Source organism: Halobacillus sp. Marseille-Q1614, assembly GCF_902809865.1.
GTDB lineage: Bacteria > Bacillota > Bacilli > Bacillales > Halobacillaceae > Halobacillus_A.
On the sequence record NZ_CADDWH010000001.1, the window covers coordinates 1 to 18,848 of the forward strand.

19 protein-coding genes and 3 pseudogenes are annotated in these 18,848 nt (G+C 35.4%); 17 read left to right on the plus strand and 5 right to left on the minus strand.

The genetic code is table 11. The annotated features are described in order from the left end of the window. The 11 genes from HUS26_RS19930 to istB (HUS26_RS00055) all read left to right on the plus strand — a co-directional run. Positions 1-429: EpsG family protein (locus HUS26_RS19930; RefSeq protein WP_217424720.1), on the plus strand; the 429-nt coding region annotated here is incomplete at its 5' end. 19 nt (positions 430-448) lie between these two features. Continuing rightward, a complete protein-coding gene (locus HUS26_RS00010) occupies positions 449-1,816 on the plus strand; it encodes a phenylacetate--CoA ligase family protein (protein ID WP_173915198.1) in 1,368 nt (455 codons plus the stop codon). 27 nt (positions 1,817-1,843) lie between these two features. Next, positions 1,844-2,857, plus strand: a complete 1,014-nt coding sequence (locus tag HUS26_RS00015; RefSeq protein WP_173915199.1) for an NAD-dependent epimerase — start codon at positions 1,844-1,846, stop codon at positions 2,855-2,857. Continuing rightward, positions 2,857-4,137: a nucleotide sugar dehydrogenase gene (locus tag HUS26_RS00020; protein ID WP_173915200.1), complete on the plus strand. Its 1,281-nt coding sequence runs from the start codon at positions 2,857-2,859 to the stop codon at positions 4,135-4,137. The genes HUS26_RS00015 and HUS26_RS00020 overlap by 1 nt, the downstream gene beginning before the upstream one ends. Positions 4,138-4,140: 3 nt before the next feature. Then, the gene (locus HUS26_RS00025) at positions 4,141-5,298 is read left to right on the plus strand and encodes a glycosyltransferase family 4 protein (protein ID WP_173915201.1); all 1,158 of its coding nucleotides are present in this window, start codon (positions 4,141-4,143) and stop codon (positions 5,296-5,298) included. 17 nt (positions 5,299-5,315) lie between these two features. Then, on the plus strand, positions 5,316-5,915 hold the full coding sequence (locus HUS26_RS00030; RefSeq protein ID WP_173915202.1) for a sugar transferase: 600 nt from the start codon (positions 5,316-5,318) through the stop codon (positions 5,913-5,915). Continuing rightward, positions 5,908-6,546 carry a NeuD/PglB/VioB family sugar acetyltransferase gene (locus tag HUS26_RS00035; protein ID WP_173915203.1) on the plus strand — a complete coding sequence of 213 codons (639 nt, stop codon included), beginning with the start codon at positions 5,908-5,910 and terminating at the stop codon, positions 6,544-6,546. Before HUS26_RS00030 ends, HUS26_RS00035 begins: the two co-directional genes overlap by 8 nt. Before the next feature lie 60 nt (positions 6,547-6,606). Beyond that, positions 6,607-7,860: a phenylacetate--CoA ligase family protein gene (locus tag HUS26_RS00040; protein WP_173915204.1), complete on the plus strand. Its 1,254-nt coding sequence runs from the start codon at positions 6,607-6,609 to the stop codon at positions 7,858-7,860. 49 nt (positions 7,861-7,909) lie between these two features. After that, entirely contained in the window at positions 7,910-9,058 is a 1,149-nt protein-coding gene (locus HUS26_RS00045) for a DegT/DnrJ/EryC1/StrS aminotransferase family protein (RefSeq protein WP_173915205.1), read from the plus strand. Between the two features lie 341 nt (positions 9,059-9,399). Then, positions 9,400-10,962, plus strand: coding sequence for an IS21 family transposase (gene istA, locus HUS26_RS00050; protein ID WP_173915206.1), 1,563 nt, complete (start codon positions 9,400-9,402; stop codon positions 10,960-10,962). Then, positions 10,952-11,695, plus strand: a complete 744-nt coding sequence (gene istB / locus HUS26_RS00055; protein WP_173915207.1) for an IS21-like element helper ATPase IstB — start codon at positions 10,952-10,954, stop codon at positions 11,693-11,695. Before istA (HUS26_RS00050) ends, istB (HUS26_RS00055) begins: the two co-directional genes overlap by 11 nt. Positions 11,696-11,809: 114 nt before the next feature. On the opposite strand, the gene HUS26_RS20185 is transcribed toward istB (HUS26_RS00055), so the two are convergent. From HUS26_RS20185 to istA (HUS26_RS00070), 3 genes and pseudogenes are all read right to left on the minus strand, one after another. Then, on the minus strand, positions 11,810-11,962 hold the full coding sequence (locus HUS26_RS20185; protein WP_173918694.1) for a YdcF family protein: 153 nt from the start codon (positions 11,960-11,962) through the stop codon (positions 11,810-11,812). A 128-nt stretch (positions 11,963-12,090) separates the two neighbouring features. After that, positions 12,091-12,852, minus strand: a pseudogene (gene istB / locus HUS26_RS00065) (IS21-like element helper ATPase IstB). Then, positions 12,852-14,082 (minus strand): annotated as a pseudogene (istA, locus tag HUS26_RS00070) (IS21 family transposase). The pseudogenes istB (HUS26_RS00065) and istA (HUS26_RS00070) overlap by 1 nt, the downstream one beginning before the upstream one ends. A gap of 189 nt (positions 14,083-14,271) precedes the next feature. On the opposite strand from istA (HUS26_RS00070), the gene HUS26_RS00075 reads away from it, so the two are divergent. The 4 genes and pseudogenes from HUS26_RS00075 (at position 14,272) to HUS26_RS00090 (ending at position 16,780) form a co-directional block, all read left to right on the plus strand. After that, positions 14,272-15,042, plus strand: a complete 771-nt coding sequence (locus tag HUS26_RS00075; protein WP_173915208.1) for a hypothetical protein — start codon at positions 14,272-14,274, stop codon at positions 15,040-15,042. Continuing rightward, a pseudogene (gene istB / locus HUS26_RS00080) lies at positions 15,039-15,753 on the plus strand (IS21-like element helper ATPase IstB). The gene HUS26_RS00075 and the pseudogene istB (HUS26_RS00080) overlap by 4 nt, the downstream one beginning before the upstream one ends. Positions 15,754-15,946: 193 nt before the next feature. Next, a complete protein-coding gene (locus HUS26_RS00085; protein WP_173915209.1) occupies positions 15,947-16,183 on the plus strand; it encodes a hypothetical protein in 237 nt (78 codons plus the stop codon). Positions 16,184-16,606: 423 nt separating this feature from the next. Continuing rightward, complete coding sequence (locus HUS26_RS00090) at positions 16,607-16,780, plus strand: hypothetical protein (RefSeq protein ID WP_173915210.1); 174 nt, start codon at positions 16,607-16,609, stop codon at positions 16,778-16,780. 56 nt (positions 16,781-16,836) lie between these two features. On the opposite strand, the gene HUS26_RS00095 is transcribed toward HUS26_RS00090, so the two are convergent. Further along, the gene (locus HUS26_RS00095) at positions 16,837-17,073 is read right to left on the minus strand and encodes a hypothetical protein (RefSeq protein ID WP_173915211.1); all 237 of its coding nucleotides are present in this window, start codon (positions 17,071-17,073) and stop codon (positions 16,837-16,839) included. A 457-nt stretch (positions 17,074-17,530) separates the two neighbouring features. Next, positions 17,531-17,797, minus strand: a complete 267-nt coding sequence (locus tag HUS26_RS00100) for a helix-turn-helix domain-containing protein (protein WP_173915212.1) — start codon at positions 17,795-17,797, stop codon at positions 17,531-17,533. Between the two features lie 521 nt (positions 17,798-18,318). Here HUS26_RS00100 and HUS26_RS00105 point away from each other — a divergent pair. Further along, complete coding sequence (locus HUS26_RS00105) at positions 18,319-18,567, plus strand: hypothetical protein (RefSeq protein WP_173915213.1); 249 nt, start codon at positions 18,319-18,321, stop codon at positions 18,565-18,567. A gap of 4 nt (positions 18,568-18,571) precedes the next feature. Further along, positions 18,572-18,694, plus strand: a complete 123-nt coding sequence (locus HUS26_RS20120) for a hypothetical protein (protein WP_256371048.1) — start codon at positions 18,572-18,574, stop codon at positions 18,692-18,694. Positions 18,695-18,848: the final 154 nt, after the last annotated feature.

The following is an 18,848-nucleotide window of genomic DNA, read 5'->3' on the forward strand; positions in this document are numbered from 1 at the left end:
GCGTTATTATATTTAACACATTTAAGTGATAATGTGGTTAATATTTTGCCCTTAAATTTAAATTTTTTAGAAACATATAGTTCACAAGAAGTAATGCAGAATTATGGAAGTAGTTATAATATAAATTTTTTATTATTTAACACAGGATTTTTATTTCTCTTTCTATTTGCTAAATCTACTTTAATGTTAAATAATACCTTTAAAAGCCTTCTTAATATGTATATTTTATCTTCAGGAGTATTCTTCCTTTTTGGTTTTGTAGCTTTTGCCGATAGAATAGCAGGATATAGCTGGCTTCTTATACCTTTATTAATTGCTGTATTGATAAAAAATATTAAAATTACAATTAACAAAGCAGTTTTACTATCCTTTATTCTAATAATAGGCATCCTAACAACACCTTTAATACATGCATTTTTCGTTTACTAATAGATTTGGAGGTCACTATATGACAACTCTTTATAAGAAAATATATGATAAGTCTCCTATTATAATTCAACATCTATTTACTACCTTAAAGGGGTATGAATTAAAAAAGAGAAGGTACAATAAACTTTATTTTGAAAAATTAAATATGTATAAAAATCTTCAAGATCCTATAAAAGAACAATCAAATCAGTTAAATAAATTATTAAAACATTTGAAATATAATATTCCCTATTATAAAAAGACTCTCCAAAATATTTCCGATGAAGACCTTAATGAAGAAACTCTATTAAATTTACCTATAATTACAAAAGAAGATTTGAGGAAAGACCTTAAAAGTTTTGTAAATCCTAATCAAAAAGATATGTTTAAAGGGAAAACAGGTGGAACTACTGGTAAAAGCTTAATAGTTTATGCAAGTAAAATAGACAATGCTAAGAGGATGGCATATTTGGATTACTTTAAACTAAAGCATGGTGTTAAACCTTTTAGTAAAAGAGCAAGTTTTACTGGGAAAGAAATAGTGCCTTATAAACAAAATAAAAATGTTTTTTGGAGATATAATTATGCAATAAACCAAGTCCTTTATTCAGGTTTCCATGTAAGTGAAAATAATATCCCTTACTATATAAAATCTTTAAATAAATTTAAACCAAAAGCCTTAGATGGTTTTCCAACTTCCATATATAGAATTGCTAAATATATTAATGCGAATAATATTAAACTATCTTTTAAACCTATATGTATATTCCCAACAGCTGAAACATTGTTAGAGCACCAAAAAAAAGAAATTGAAGAAGCCTTTAATTGTCCTGTAAGGAATCAATACGCCTCAAGTGAGGGAGCACCTTTTATAACAGAGTGTGAAAATGGTAGATTACACTTTAATACTGAAACAGGATATTTCAATTTGAAGGATTACAATATTGAAGAAAATTTATATGAATTAGTCGTTACGAGCTTCTTAAATTACACTACTCCTATAGTACAATATAAAATTGGAGATATAGTAGAATTCAATAAAAACCAAGAAGTTTGCGATTGCGGTAATAGGTCACTTTATGTAGAAAAAATTCTAGGGAGACAATCAGATTACCTCTTATCAAAAAACGGGAAAGTGACATCTGTACATCTGTCGAATGCTATTAAGAATGCCCCAAATTCTATAGTAGCTTGTCAATTTGTACAAGAAAAATTAAATGAAATAATTATTAATATAGTTGTTGATGATACAAAATTTGTTGAAAAGCATAAAGATGATATTGTTGAAGCCTTAAAATACAGGTTTGGAAATGACATTAGAGTTAAATTTAATTTTGTTGAAGAATTAAAAAAAGAAAAAAGTGGAAAAACTCTATTTATAAAAAATTTATTAGTGAATAAACAATGATGCAACTTTATAAGGAGCTGTAAAAAAATGTCTAAAATACTAATAACCGGTGCAGCAGGATTTATCGGGTCTCGTTTATCAAAACGACTACTTCATGAGGGACATGAAGTGATTGGGATAGATAATCTCAATGATTATTATGATCCTACTCTAAAAGAAGATAGATTAAAACAACTATCTAACGACAATTTCTTTTTTATAAAAACGGATCTTGAAAATAATAAAAATATCAACCAAGCTTTTGAAAAATATCAACCAAAGATAGTAATTAATCTTGCGGCACAAGCTGGCGTTAGATATAGTTTGGAAAATCCACATGCTTATATTAATTCCAACATTGTTGGATTCACTAATATACTAGAAGCATGTCGTCACAATAAAGTAAAACATTTAATTTATGCATCTTCTAGTTCAGTTTATGGAGCAAATGAATCAAAGCCTTTCTCAACCAACGATAATATCGACCATCCTTTAAGTTTATATGCAGCCACTAAAAAATCTAATGAGTTAATGGCCCATACTTACAGTCATTTATACGGAATACCGACCACTGGTCTAAGGTTTTTTACAGTTTATGGACCTTGGGGGCGCCCTGATATGGCTCTTTTCCTATTTACTAAAGCTATAGTAAATGATCAGCCAATTGATGTTTTTAATCACGGCAATATGATGCGTGACTTCACCTATGTAGAAGATATAGTAGAAAGTATCAATAGGTTAATAGAAAAACCTGCAGAATCAAACCCAAACTGGTCTGGAGAAAATCCGGATCCTAGTAGCAGTTATGCACCATATAGAGTTTACAATATAGGAAATAATAGCCCTGTAAGACTCATGGATTTTATAGAGGCTATTGAAAAAAAAATAGGCAAAACAGCTCAAAAAAACTTCTTGCCGCTACAAGCGGGAGACGTGCCAGAAACATATGCGGACGTAGAAGATCTATTTAGAACTATAAACTTTAAACCCCAAACTTCCATTCAAAGTGGGGTAAACGATTTTATAGATTGGTATTTAGATTATTATGGGGTGAAATTATAATGCAGAAGAATATTGCAGTAGTTGGATTAGGATATGTAGGTTTACCTTTAGCTGTGGCTTTTGGAAAAAAACAAAATATCATAGGGTTTGATATTAATGACCAACGGATTAAAGAGTTAAAAGAAGGATTGGATCGAACAGAGGAAGTTGAAAGGGAAGATTTAGAGAGTTCTTCAATAGAATTCACATCTAGTAGTTCAAAATTAGGAGAGGCTAATTTTATTATAGTATCGGTTCCTACTCCAATTACAGAGAATAAACAGCCCGATTTAACACCACTGGTTAAAGCTTCTGAGACTATTGGTAAGAACCTTTCAAAAGGTACGATAGTAGTATATGAATCTACGGTCTATCCCGGAGCAACTGAAGAAGAATGTGTGCCCGTGCTTGAGGCTACTTCTCAACTAAAATGTGGTAAAGACTTTTTTGTGGGATATTCACCGGAAAGAATTAATCCAGGAGATAAGGAGCATACTTTTACTACTATTACTAAAGTTGTGTCGGGTCAAAATGAAGAAGTACTGAACACAATAGCAGAAGTATATGCCTCGGTAGTAGAAGCAGGAGTACATAAAGCTAGTTCTATTAAAGTAGCAGAAGCTGCAAAAGTAATTGAAAATACACAAAGAGACTTAAATATTTCGTTAATGAATGAGCTAGCAGTAATTTTTGAGAAGCTTAATATTGATACTGCGGAGGTTTTAGAAGCTGCTGGAACGAAATGGAATTTCCTGAATTTTTCTCCTGGTTTGGTAGGTGGTCACTGCATAGGAGTTGACCCATATTATTTAACCTACAAAGCCCAGAAGGTAGGGCATCATCCGGAAGTTATTTTGGCAGGGAGAAAAACTAATGATAACGTGGGTAATTTCATAGCAACCTCGTTAGTAAAGAAAATGATTCAGAAAAATATGCCTATACAAGGTTCTACGGTTACTATATTAGGATTTACATTTAAAGACAATGTACCAGATTTACGTAATACGAAAGTTATTGATATAGTTAGAGAGTTAGAAGAATTCGGAGTCAATATACAAGTTACAGATGCTTATGCTGATAGTGGGGAAGCTTATAAAGAATATAGAATAAATTTAATAAATTATGAAGAATTACAGCCTTCCGATGCAGTAATTTTTGCAGTTCCTCATCAAGCATACTTAGAAAAAGGCTGGAGTATGTTTGATCAATTGTTGAAGCACGGTAAAGGAATTGTATATGACGTAAAATCCAAACTAGATAAAAAAGAATGTGCCGCCAGCATATCACTAATGAGGTTATAAATTATGAAGATTGTTCAAGTTAGTGCAGTCGATTCTACTATGAATGGACTGCTTAGAGAGTTAAACAGTTCAATATTACTAAATGGACATGAATTAATTTGTGTATGTTCTGATGGCGATAGAGTAGAAAATTTAAGGAAAGAAGGATTTGATATAAGGACGATTAATATTGACCGAAATATCAATCCAATTGAAAATTTCAAATCTGTAATCGGGATGTATAATTTATTTAAAAAAGAAACCCCCGATATTGTCCATGTTCATACCCCAGTAGCTGCAGTATTAGGACGTATAGCAGCTAAGTTAGCGAGAGTACCAATCATAATATACACTGCACATGGTTTCTATTTTCATGAAAACATGACGCCTATAAAATATAAACTTTTTTATACAGTGGAAAAACTGTGTGCTAGGTTTTGTACGGATTTTATTTTTACTCAGAGTGAAGAAGATGGCGTATTAGCAATTCAAAACAAATTTTTACCCCGAGAGAATATTACTGTAATCAGTAATGGAGTAGATGTTGAAGAAAAATTTAATCCAACGAGTATAGATGTAAAACAAATAGAGAATTTGAGAAAAGAGCTTAACTTAAACGAAGATGAAATCTTAGTATCCTTTATTGGTAGATTAGTTAAAGAAAAAGGCATTATAGATCTATTAAATGCATTTAGTAAGATAGAACAACAGAATATAAAATTAATTATAATAGGGAATACTGACCTTTCTGAAAGAGATCAACAAACCTTTAAAGAAATAGAAAACTATAGAGACTATTCAAATATTATTTTCACCGGATTTAGAAGGGATATTCCAGAATTACTTTCTATTTCTGATATTTACTGCTTACCTTCTTATAGAGAAGGGATGCCTCGGTCAATAATAGAAGCCATGGCTATGGAATGTGCAATAGTTGCAACAAATATTCGTGGATCTCGGGAAGAAGTGGATAATGGGGAAAACGGTTTTTTAGTTAATCTTAATGATCCTGATTCGCTAGCCTCCTCTATAAAGGAGTTAGCCAATAACCCTGAAAAGTTGTCTGACTTTAAAACTAATGCAAGAGAGAAGGCAGCTAAGTTGTACAATGAAAAAAAAGTAGTAAGAACCCAACTGGATATTTTTGAAACTGCCCATAGTAGAAAAGAAGGTAATTTGTAAATTTAAAGGGGATAAGTATGAAACGTTTATTAGATATCGTTGTTTCTTTATTAGCTATTCTTGTTTTTATTATTCCAATGTTGGTAGTTTCCCTATTGGTCTTGTTAACTATGGGTACTCCTATTACATTTTCACAAAAAAGACCTGGTTTAAATGGAGAACCTTTTTATATTAAGAAATTTCGAACTATGACTAATGAAAAGGATTCTAATGGAAATTTACTACCTAATGACAAAAGAACAACGAAGACTGGTAACTTTTTAAGAAAACTAAGTTTGGATGAGTTACCACAGTTATTTAATGTACTTAAAGGTGATCTCAGTCTAGTGGGGCCTCGACCATTACTAATGGAATATTTAGAGTTGTATAGCACTGAGCAGGCACGCAGGCATGAAGTTAAACCTGGAATTACAGGTTGGGCTCAAGTAAATGGAAGAAATGCATTAACTTGGGAAGAAAAATTCAAGTATGACGTTTGGTATGTTGATAATCAATCTTTTTCTCTTGATTTAAAAATTTTGAGGAAGACGGCAATTAAAGTAATGAAGTCTGATGGAGTTAATAGGAGTAACACTGTGACTATGGAAAGGTTTAGGGGTTCAAAGTCTAATGAATAATCAAAATGAAATTTATATTTATGGTTCTGGCGGCTTAGGCAGAGGAGTACTTGATTTAATATACACCATTAATAGAAAAAATGGTGAAAGATGGAAAATGAAAGGGTTTCTTGATGATACAAATAAAGGAAACGTAAATGGTTATGAGGTCGTTGGGAACATTGATAGCCTTTTAAACATGGAGAAGCCAGTTAATGTAGTGCTAGCATTTGGCAATCCAAGGATTAAAAGGATTCTCTTTGAAAAGTTAAAATATAAAGATAATATAAAGTTTCCAAACCTTATACATCCAAATGTAGATGTCTCTCCATTCAATTGTTTTGGACAAGGTAATATTATTAGTTATGGAGTAGCGTTATCTACAAATATTAATATTAAAAACTTTAACCTTATTCACTATAATTGTTCTATTGGTCATGATGTAGTAATGGGGAACTTTAACTCTGTATTTCCTTTAACAGCTTTGTCAGGCTATGTGGAATTGGGTGATGAGGTCGAAATAGGGACTAATGCTTCTATCATTCCGAGTAAAAATATTGGGAGTAAAACTAAAATAGGTGCAGGAAGTGTTGTTATTAATAGTGTTCCAGAAGGTAAGAAAATAGTAGGAGTTCCAGGAAGAGAAATTTAGTTTATTATCGTATGGATTGATTTTTCTGTTCTTAACTTCTATTGGAAGGTGGTATAGGGAATGAGAAAAGCACTTTTTAAAATTACTCAAAGGGTTAAGAACGGAAGAGTGTTTGAAAAGATTGCTAATATGGAAGAATTGTATGGAGTGGCGGGAGAAAAAGAGCAGGAAAAAAAATTTACCACTCTCCTCAAACATGCAATCGATACAACTGACTATTATAAAAGTTACGCAAAGTATAAATCAATTGAAGAATGTCCAGTAATAGAAAAGAAAGTTATAAAAGAAAATTACAATGAATTTCTATCTAATGATTTTAAACAGGATGAATTAATACCTATGACTACTAGCGGGTCATATGGAACTCCTTTTACTTTCTACCTTACAAAGGAAAAAAAAGAAATGCAGCATGCGGAAGTAACCTTTTTTAGTAGATGGGCTAATTTTGATATTGGGGTAAAACATGGTTATGTTGCATCTAAAATAAAAAGTAAAAAAGATCAATTCATTCAAAATCAACTCTCAATTGCCCCATTTGTTATTTCAGAAGATTGGCTTTCTAACGAGATGGAAAAAATAGTTTCAAAAAAAATTAAGGTTCTTATTGGCTATCCATCTGCAATTGGAGCAATTGCTAAATTCTTTGTTTCTAAGAATAAATTCTATAAACTTGATGGAGTAATCACTATATCTGAAATTCTTACAGAAGATGTAAGGTTAAATGTAAAAAAAGCATTTGGGGTCACTCCAATAAGTAGATATTCCACAGAAGAATTAGGCGTATTAGGAATTGAATGTAAGAAAAATCAAAAACATCATCTTAATAATATTAATTATATTATTGAAATACTAGATGAACATGATAACCCTGTTAAACCTGGGGAAACTGGGCGGGTAGTAGTAACGGATCTTTATTCTTACGCTATGCCTTTAATAAGGTATGATACTGGTGACCTAGCAGTTTTAGGGAAAGGTAATTGTAACTGCGGATTAGAAACTCCCTATCTTGAGAGGTTAACAGGAAGAAAGTTAGAAGTTCTTTATAATACTGATGGTACGCCTGTTGCTTCTATGGGATTAAATGGTAAGATGAGGGACATTGAAAATATTTTGCAGTTCCAAATTATACAAGTGGGTGAGAAAGATTATAAAATTAATTTAGTAGCTATGAAAGGTTTTTCTGAGGAAAAAGAAATTATTAGAAGGTACAAGGAATTATTTGGATATGACTCAAATATTAAAGTGGAATATTTAGAAGATATACCTCCATTAAAATCAGGAAAGAGACCATATATCCTTCAAAAACATTATTAAAGTTATCAATATAACAAGCTATAAAATAAACTGTTGAGGTGAAAAGTCAATGGAAAATAAACTATATCTCTCTGCACCTCATATGAGTGGTAACGAACAAAAATACATACAGGAAGCTTTTGATTTAAATTGGATTGCTCCCTTAGGTAATAACGTTAACGAGTTTGAGAAGATTATAGCTGATTATAATTCGGTCGCTGGAGCTTCTGTAGTTACATCAGGTACTAGCGCTATTCATTTAGCATTAAGATTATTAGGTGTAGAAGAAAATGATTCAATAATTTGTTCATCTTTAACATTTGTAGCTAGTGCTAATCCGATTCTTTATCAAGGTGCTAAGCCTATATTTATTGATTCCGAGCCGGATACTTGGAATATGTGTCCTGAGGCTTTAAGAAGAGCCTTAAAAAGATTAAATGAAACGAATGAACTTCCTAAAGCAGCTATAATAGTAAATCTTTATGGTCAGCCAGCAAAAATGGAAGAGCTTATAGATATATGTACAGATTACGAAGTTTCTGTAATTGAAGATGCAGCAGAATCATTGGGAAGTGAATATAAAGGGCAAAAGAGTGGCACTTTTGGGGATTTTGGAATTTTCTCTTTTAATGGTAATAAAATTATAACTACCTCTGGAGGAGGAGCATTAATCTCTAACAATAAAGAAGCCTTGGATAAATCTAGGTTTTTAGCCACACAAGCGAGAGATAATGCTCTCCATTATCAACACAGTGAACTGGGTTATAATTATAGAATGAGTAATATTGTGGCAGGTATCGGAAGAGCTCAATTAGAAATCCTTGATTTACGTGTCCAGCAACGGAGGAATGTATATAAGAGGTATTATGAGGAACTTAGTAATCTTCCAGGGTTTTATTTTATGCCTGAGTTGGAAGGAACCAAATCAAATAGATGGCTTACAGCTTTAACAGTAGATCCTAATGAAGCAGGCGTTACAAGCTTAGACATCATTGAAGCATTAGGTGAAGAAAATATAGAGGCCAGGCCTGTCTGGAAGCCTCTACATTTGCAACCCCTATTTGAAGGAGTGCCTTATTATCCTCACCAAGAAAATTATAGTGTCTCTGATAAACTATTTAAATATGGTTTATGTCTTCCTTCTGGTTCCAACATGGAAGCTGAAGATCAAGAAAGAGTTATTTCTATAATTAAAGAGCTAGTTAAAGAGAGGAACTAGATAATAAAAAGGCCTTCAATCAGAGGGCCTTTTTTAAATTTACCACTTAAATATGAATAGAAATAAGTAACCTATCATTTTTATATATTCCTTAAAAACTATTTGTGTTTCTTCTACAGACATACCATTATCAGGATTGTAATCTGAAAATGCTGTCAAATAACTTAATACTACAGACCTTTCATATACTTTGTTTACAGCCATGGAAATGACCCAGGTCTGCCATCTTTTTGATCCAACTCTACCAATATATTGATCCACTTAAGACAAAGCTGATCCACCCTCCTATATAATAAAGAAGCACCTTAACGGTGCCATTTTATTATGTAGGGGGTTTTTTTGTGGTTAAGTATCGAGAGATATTAAGGCTTCAGGCACAAGGAGTCACTCAAAGGGGGATAGCTTCAAGTTGTGGACATTCCAGGAACACTGTAAGGGAAGTGCTAAAACGAGCGGAGGAAAAAGGTGTATGTTGGCCATTGGACAAGGATGTGACTGACTTAGATTTACTGTCCATTCTGTTCCCGGAAAAGAAACTTCCTTCCGATCATCGGCGCAAGCCAGATGGTGAATATATTCATAAGGAATTGGCGAAGTCAGGTGTCACTTTATCTCTATTATGGGATGAATACTCTGTGCAGAGCAGGGCGAATAATGAAATCCCATACAGCTATCGCCAGTTTTGCAGGTTTTATAATGACTATGCACGAAAAACGAAAGCTACCATGCGTATTAAAAGGAAACCTGGAGAACAGCTGGAAGTTGACTGGGCAGGGGATACAATGCATCTGACCGACCACTTAACTGGTGAGAAGATACCTGCGTATATTTTCGTTAGTGTTTTACCTTGTAGTCAGTATGCATATGTAGAAGCATTTTTGTCCATGAACAGTGAAAGCTGGATTACAGCTCATATTCATGCTTTTGAATTTTTTGGGGGAATCCCGAGAATTATCGTCCCTGATAACTTAAAAACTGGTGTAACGAAATCATCTCGTACTGAACCTATCATTAACCCGACTTATCAAGAGATGGCTGAACATTATCAGACAACTATAATCCCAGCACGAGTCTCTCACCCAAAAGATAAACCAAGTGTAGAAGTTACTGTAGGCCACATATCAACGTGGATTATTGCTTCTCTTCGTAATCAAAAATTCTTTACTCTCATAGAAGTTAATAAGGCAATAAAAGAGAAGTTAGAAGAATTCAATACTAAAGATTTTCAGAAAAAAAGTGGAAATAGGCAGAAAGCATTTTTAGAGGAAGAAAAGTTCGCTCTTATGCCTCTGCCTACTTCATCCTATGAAATGGCGACTTGGACAACGGCGACTGTCCAACCCGACTATCATATAAAAGCTGATTCTAAATTTTATTCTGTTCCTTATGATTATATCAAATGTACAGTAGACGTCAGAATGACTAGAACAATAGTAGAAGTATTTTATAAAAATGCACGGATTGCCTCCCATAAGAGATTAAGTAGATATGGGGATTCTTTTCAAACGATTCCAGATCATATGCCTAGAAAACACCAGCAATATTTAGAGCTTGATAAAGAGTACATTTTAAAATGGGGGAAGTCCGCAGGACCGTTCACATTATTAACCATTGAAAAGATTTTAGAAAGCTACCCAACTGAAAAGCAAGGCTTAAAATCAACCTTCGGTTTAATTAAGTTAGCAGATAAGTATTCCATTGAACGTGTCGAAGACGCCTGCGAAAGAATTTTGTCCTATACTCCAAGACCTAAACTCAAAAGTGTTCAGACCATTTTAAAAACGGGCCAGGATAAATTCGATCCTAAAATGGTGACAAAAAAATCTAGTGAACGAAAAAATGATAGCGCTTATGGTTTTACACGCGGTGCGAACTATTATGGAGGTAAAAATCATGACAACTGATAATACTCTAATAAAATTAAATGAAATGCGTATGACAGCAATGGCAGAGAAATTTACTGAACAATTAAGTAACCCTGAATATCAAGAATTATCATTTGAGGATCGTTTTGGATTACTGGTTGACATGGAATGGTCACGAAGACAAAATAGTAAACTCGATCGATTGATAAAGGCAGCTGAATTAAGAGACACTCAAGCATGTATTGAAGACATCAGGTATTACTCTGACCGGAAATTGGACAAAAACCAAATCTTGCGTTTGGCGACAGGTAGCTATATTGAAGAGCACCACAACATCATTCTTATGGGCGCCTCTGGAAATGGTAAAACATACTTGGGTTGTGCCTTTGGCAACGCAGCATGTCGGCAGTTTTATAAAGTGAAATACACCCGTCTCCCCGACTTATTAGACGAATTAGCCATCGCTAGAGGCGAAGGGATCTACAGAAAAGTAATGAAAAAATATAAAAAAGTTAACTTACTCATATTAGACGAATGGCTTCTAACACCTCTAAATGATACGGAAGCAAGAGACCTTCTAGAAATTGTGGAGGCACGTCACCAACAAGGATCCACTATTTTCTGTTCACAATTTGATCCGCGAGGATGGCATGAAAAAATAGGAGAAAGCACACTGGCTGACGCCATTCTCGATCGAATCGTTCACGATTCATATAATATTGTCATTGACGGAGAAATGTCGATGAGAGAACGTTACGGATTACACCAGTAAAACTCAGATCCACCATCATGTATGGTAGTGGCTCACTTATGGCGCGAGTGGCTCAATTCCTTGTCCTAAGTGGATCAAAAAGATGGCAGAGGCGGATCTAACCTCTGTCTTTCTTCATACTTCTTCAAATGTAAACTTACTTCTTAATGAATGATAATTACTAGTGACTATTATGGCGGAATTAAATGCGTTATCTTTTACAATATCTTTAGATAATAAAGCATTCTCATATGTACTTCTTGCTTTTGGCTCTTCTAGTATGTTTATGGCATTCTAAAAATGTAAGCTTTGGCAGCTAATTTTTATGTAGTATATGAAACATAAAAAAAGTCACTTGCCAACTGTCAACAACGGTTTGTAATTCCCTATTTTCAACGGAATCAAATTCCCGGATATCATCGAGTATTAGCTGGCTGAATGCCAGCCTTTTTCTTTTCCCTTAAACGGTAAGAATCCCCTTTGATATTGAAGGTTGTAGAATGGTGGATCAGTCGATCCAGGATTGCCGTAGCTAATACTTCGTCTCCAAATATCTTTCTTCATTCCACATATGACTTGTTAGATGTAATAATCATAGCTCCATGCTCGTATCTTCTCGATATTATTTGAAAAAGGATATGCGCACTCAGTTCATCAAAGCTAAAATAGCCGATTTCATCCATTATAAGTAACTCCGGACGACTATACCGTTTGATAATCCGTTGGATTAGACCTTGCTTTTCTGCCTTCTGACATTCCGCAATAAAATCATTCGCTGTAATAAATAAGGCCTGGTGCCCTTGGGTTATAGCTTCAAATGCCATAGAGATAGCCAAGTGAGTTTTCCCTACACCTGGTGGCCCTAAAAGAAGAATATTATCTCCATTATGAATGTATCTTCCTGACAAAACTTCTTTAACTCTGCGTTCATCAATGCTAGGTTGAAAGCTAAAGTCAAAATCATGGATGCTTTTAATGTACGGTAACTTTGCTTTCTTGAGACGCTTTTCTAAAGCTAGTTTTTCCTTTTGCTCAATTTCTTGGGACAAAACAGTGATTAAGAAGTCCGAATATGGTACATTATTTTTAGATGCGTCTTCGAGTAGGCCATCAATTTGATCGGCGGTATAGTGCCAACCGATCTTTTCTAAGCGTTCAACTAAAAGGTTCGTGCTCATTATTGATCACCTCCTTCTAGTTGCTCATACATGTGAAGAGGACGTTGTGCCACTTCTATGTCAGGGGACTGTAAACGGCTGTGGGTCGGCAAACCAACAGTAGTCGTTTGCAGTCCTTTATAATGTTCCAGATTAATATGATCTCGCACTTTTCCAATCATTAAAGGATGCTTAGCTATACATTCATAAGAATCGTAGACCTCTAAGTGATGGTCCAGCATTTCTTTAATCTTTAATTCTTGACCAACGTACCGAATAAGGTACGGAATAACGTTTGCCTTTATAAGAAACAAAACAATCCTTGCTCACCGTTCTAATTTCCCAGTGGTTAATAGGAAAGAGCGGTTTACTGTTAGAAGCACTCAAATATTTCTGTTCATGTTGAAAGCGAGTATGTGGAGGTTCCATGGTTGTTTGGTGAATCTTTCGATTCGGTGTTTGATCGAGCCACTCTCTCATATCTTCATTTAATGCTCTTAGCGTCGGCCTATGTTTACGCTGCAGAAAATTTTTCTTTATATAGCCCACGACATTTTCTACTTTTCCTTTAGTTTGAGGTCTATAGGGTTTACATGCCTTTGGAGCTATCCCATAGTAAGCCAAGAACTCTTCAAACTTTCGGTTAAATCGTATTTCCACTGGACTATGCTTAATAACGGCTGTTTTCATATTGTCATAGAGAATTTGCTCTGGAACCCCATTAAAATAAGCGAATGCATTCATATGACATTTCATTAAGGTTTCTAAATCCATACTGTCCGTAAATTCTACGTATTTCATTCTGGAAAAGCTTAACACCATGGTAAATGCATAAACCTCTTTTAATTCTTCATAGACTTCAAACTTTCCAACATGTCCCCAATCCATTTGAGCTTGTTTTCCTGGTGTAGTCTCGTATCGTATGGTTGCTTGCTTTTTAGGACGAGCCCTATAAGGACGTACAAAATCCCGAATGATTGTAATTTTTCCTTCATAACCTAAAGCCATAATCTCATTTAAAAGAACCTCACAGTTTGTAGTCCCTTCTTTAATCCTTTTTTCTAAGTACTCCTTATAAGGATCCAGTTTACTTGGCCTCTTTTGAGAGCTTTTTTTCTTTGGTAATTCATCAGAATTTATGTACTTACGGATGGTTTTAGGATCAAACCCTGTTTCTTCAGAAATAACTGTGACCGTCCATCCTTTTTGATGTAGCTCTCTAATCATAAAAAACTCCCCAATCTTGACCATCATTTCTACACTCCAAATCACTAGGTAATATAGAAATGATTATCCGTTATTATTGGGGAATTTGAAACCGTTGTTATTAGGGATTTTAGCACCGTTGCTTACACATTTGAACGGTTCGTGTTACATTATGGCTTCAACTATGAGTTTTGTAATCCAGGGAAAGGAAATGAAAAAGGACATGTGGAAGCCATGGTTAAGTATGTGCGAAATAATTTCCTTTTGCCTGAATGTACCATCCTGGACCTTGATCACTTCAATGAGACTTTATGGACATTAGCTGAAGAAGACAGAGATCGTATGCATTATGAGAAGGATATTTTACAAGCATACCTTCACGCAGAACATAAAGATGAGTGGTTAATGATCCCCGTTAAATCTTTTGATTGCGTAAGGCATGAAACATTAACCGCAGATAAGTATGGGATGGTCTCGGTAGACCAAAAGCAGTACTCTACTTCTCCGCGTTTTGCCAAGCAGAAAGTAAATGTCCAAATCACCTATAATTCTGTTGTCATTCTAAATGATCATAACGAGGTGATTGTGAAGCACAACAGATTGTATGGAATAAAGAGAAAGTCGATGATTTGGCAGCCATATTTAGATTTATTGTCCAGACGCCCAATGGCAATCAAGTATTCGAACTTGTATGAGCAGTTTCCGCCAGTATGGACGAAATACTTAAACCGTTGCACAGAGCACGAACAGAAAGAATCCTTACAATTACTCGGGAAACTGTTGAAGAATAATGACTTTGAATTATTGAATCAAGCACTTGAATTGGCAATGAAGCATGGTCACCCTAAAGCAGATCAGATTAAGCATTGTTTTTATTCGATCATCCAAGGAGACAGCAACTATCAAACCATTACGCCAACGATGAAAGTTCCTAAAGTGCCGGCGGCCACCAGGGGATTGTCCCACTATGATTCCCTTATGGAAAATGGAGGTGGCATGAAGTGAATCAACAAATAGAAATGTTGGCGAAACGTTTGAAATTAAGCTGGATTCGAGAGCATTACCAGGAGGTCAAAGCCGATACGAATGAAGAATTCCTTCTGGAATTATTCAAACGAGAAGTAGAGAATCGGGAAGAAAGAAAAATCAACCTTTTACTTAGTCAGGCTCAACTACCCAAGACAGGGACTCAACCATTTCAGTGGGAGCATATTCAAATCCCACAAGGGATTAGCCGAGAAGTTGTGTTGAATGGCGACTTCATCCATGAAAAAGAAAACCTCATTTTATATGGAGGGGTTGGCACAGGAAAAACATATTTGGCAACGTTAATTAGCTTGAATGCCATACATAGGTTTGGCAGTAAAGTGAAGTTCTTTACGGTGGCATCTTTGGTGAATCATCTCATTGAAGCCAACCAAAAAGGAGAACTTCAGAAAGTAATGAAGCAGATTTAAAAGCTTGATTTATTAGTGCTGGACGAATTGGGGGTACATTCCATTGAATAAAGAAGGAGCAGAACTACTTTTTCAAGTGATATCCATGTGTTATGAAACCAAAAGCATTATCATCACAACAAACTTACAGTTTGGGCAATGGAACCATGTATTCGGAGATCCAATCTTAACGGAAGCAGTGATTGATCGATTGATTCATCACTCCCATCTACTGTTATTTACCGGGGAAAGCTTTCGATACAAGGAATCTTTAATCTAAAACGAGGAGTGGCATACATTTTTAACTGCCATTTACTACATTTTTTACTTGCCAAATACAGACAGTATGTAATCGCTGTGAAAAACGGAAGGCAAAGATTTCGTTAGTTACTGATGATAAACAGGAAGCCTTATGCAATGACTGCTATAATGACAAACTCTCTGACGCATTAGGCGTTGACCTGGAGAATAAAATGGAATCCTTGACCGTTAAAGATAATAAAGGAGTGCTTCGAACGTTTTGGATAGAGACTAGACTTGATCCTATGGGGCTATTCATTACTGCAGAGGAAAAGAATGATTATGGTTATGTATTTGCTGTTCATGGAGAGTTAGATTGTGATCAGACGGCTCTTATGAATAAACTCATCGATAAAATCAATAAGGGGGTTTCTTTATCCTATATTGAGTGTAGGACGTTTCAAGATTAAATATTTCGCTTAGATTGAACCACTATCTCGGAAAAAATGATCACTCACCACGGACAAATAGAACCACCTTCACGGCTAGAGAGCATAGCTACAGCGAAGCGGCTTGCCATGGACTGTAGCACCCGATTTTTAGTATTCGGTGGAAGGGGACGGGGCCCCGTCAGCGAATGCTTAGAATCGACTTGTTCGTGTTATCATTTGTTGCAGGTAACCCATTAGGCTTTTGTTTTAGGACACCTGCAATTCCATTCACTACACGAACAAAAGCAAAAGTCAATGGTAGCGGACGTAGCAATCTAGTTACTTAGTTTTACACTGTAAATTGAGCAAGTGGTTCTCTCTCCGTCATGCTGGTTCAATATAACCGTGAAGGTTGTTTTAATCAAGTGAAATATTCATCCAGATGGGAAGCCATATCATTCTATGATTCATAATCAGCTAATAGGACATGTTGCTTCGAGTGACCCGCATGATTTACCGGTTATCGTAGCAGATGGGAAGCCTTATACATGGGAAGAGTTAGGTAAATTTGTGAATACATATGAGGGCTTTCAAGTAGAATTGAAAATTCATGAAATAACAGACGATGTGGATTGAAGAACGAATCTCGCGATCAAATTCTGGTGAGTCAGACTCACCAGAATTTGTTGTTATTAGTTCAAATGGTATTCTTGAAAGCACTCAATCATTTCTACGTTTAATTCCCTATCGTATTTCCCCTTTATGATATTCATCCAATCGTTTAACAGCAGCCTTTGCATATCCCTATCAGGAATGTCCAGTATTTCATTTGTGTAATAAAGAAAACCAAAATTATAGGCTCTGTCCAGGATATGTATGCTCCGCATCCCTTCTTCATCTAATTGGGTGTATAAAATAGAATATCTCATAGAATAACTCCTCCATTAAATTATAATTTTTCAAAGGAAAGAAATAGCTGAACCATACGTGTAGCCTCTTTTTTATTCCTTTTAGTTACTCCTAACAGTAGCTTCTCGGAATTTTCGTTCAATCTAAAACAGGGTTTTGTGTGAATGGTTAAGGAAAGGGATGTACTTTTTTTCAATGTAAAATTAAGTGGGGGGGTAACGGTGGTACAGTAAAGCGGTGTATAAGAAAAGTCATGGGATCGAAGCAGGAAGGATTCAGGTTCAGCAGTGGAATTCTGGAGAAAGTTTTTTCGCAACTGGGGAAAGCAAATGGGGTTTTATCAAGTGAAACAGTTTTCCTCATCGTCTAGACGGGTGAATCACGATTTAAGAGATGAGGAACGAACGGTAGGCTTTTACGGTACTCCTTTCATTATTATATACAATTCATTTGTCAGACGCCTTATGATTCATTTTCTTATTCTTCTTCCGACCGTTCGTTGTAATTGTCAGGCACCTTTATTGTTGAAAATAAATGGGAGGGGGGCACGCCTAGAGCGAAGGCGATATTATGGATCATGTCTATTTTTGTATTCCTTACTCCTCTCTCAATAGCACTGACATAAGTGGCGTGTATATCTGCTCGGTAGGCAAGCTCCTCTTGAGTGATGCCCAGTTCTTTACGAATGGCTGCTAGATTTCTGCCGAATTCTTTCCTTGCTTGATTAATATGATCTTCTCTCATATTCAAATTCTCTTATGCATCCTTAAACTAATACACAGACTGACAGTCGTATTTTTACATATAATAGTATATTGTTGAATTTTTTTAAAAAAGTTAAGAGATAGCCGTTTGAGAGAGAAGAAATATCATCACTTCAATAGAATGGAAAGTGTCGAATCCTCCTTAGCAGGGGAGCATGGATGATGATTCTTCAGATAAACAATTGCGTTACACCCCCTCCTATTGGTTTACCAACCACATATGCGTGTAAAGCAATGGCAAAGTAAAGCAACAGAAAATCTGGACGCCGGCGCATTTGGTTTAATAGAGTTATGACGAAGTAAGACAGCCTTTTATAGAAGGGCTGTCTTTTTTGCTGCTTCCGAGTGTTTTATTATTCATTTACATTTAGTGAAAAACTATAAACGTAGACTTTACGTTTTTCGAAAGTTCTAGTAATCTTTTGCTGATATACTACGTGATAAGGCAAAGACGTATAGTCTTTTTCCTGAATTTAAGCTGGTTAAGAAGGAGGAAGGTTTATGAAGAGAATCGGGAACCTTTTGCTCGTATTTGCCGTATCCGTATTTTCCGAAAGACTCATCTGCTCAATTTGGCGTTCGAATGCACGGAAGTCAGGGACCAGCCGTCCCTACGGCGCAGGAACAGTTGATGAAATTGCGCTATCTGGATGCTGTGACGAAAGGGAATTATCGAATCTGGACAGAGACAATGGTACAGCAGCTGAAGCAGGCAGATACTCAAACTTCCTAGCGCTTCGCAGGAATTGAGAAGATGGATTGCGTTGTTCACAGAGAGGTACGTGGAGAGCTCTATGAAGTAAAAATCGATGTCACAGCAGGGATCCTAGCAATGGATTCTATCTTTTACAATCCCCACGTAACGATTCCGCAGTGAACAATCAGAGACTATCTCTTTACACCCTATGGTTAATAGAGAAATGAATAAAGGATAAAAGAGATAGCCTAAGGACAGAGGGCTATCTTTTTGTTGGAAAAAGAATCTGGCTTCGCTGAACGTGCGACTGTAAGGGGTTTTTGGAAAAGTTCAC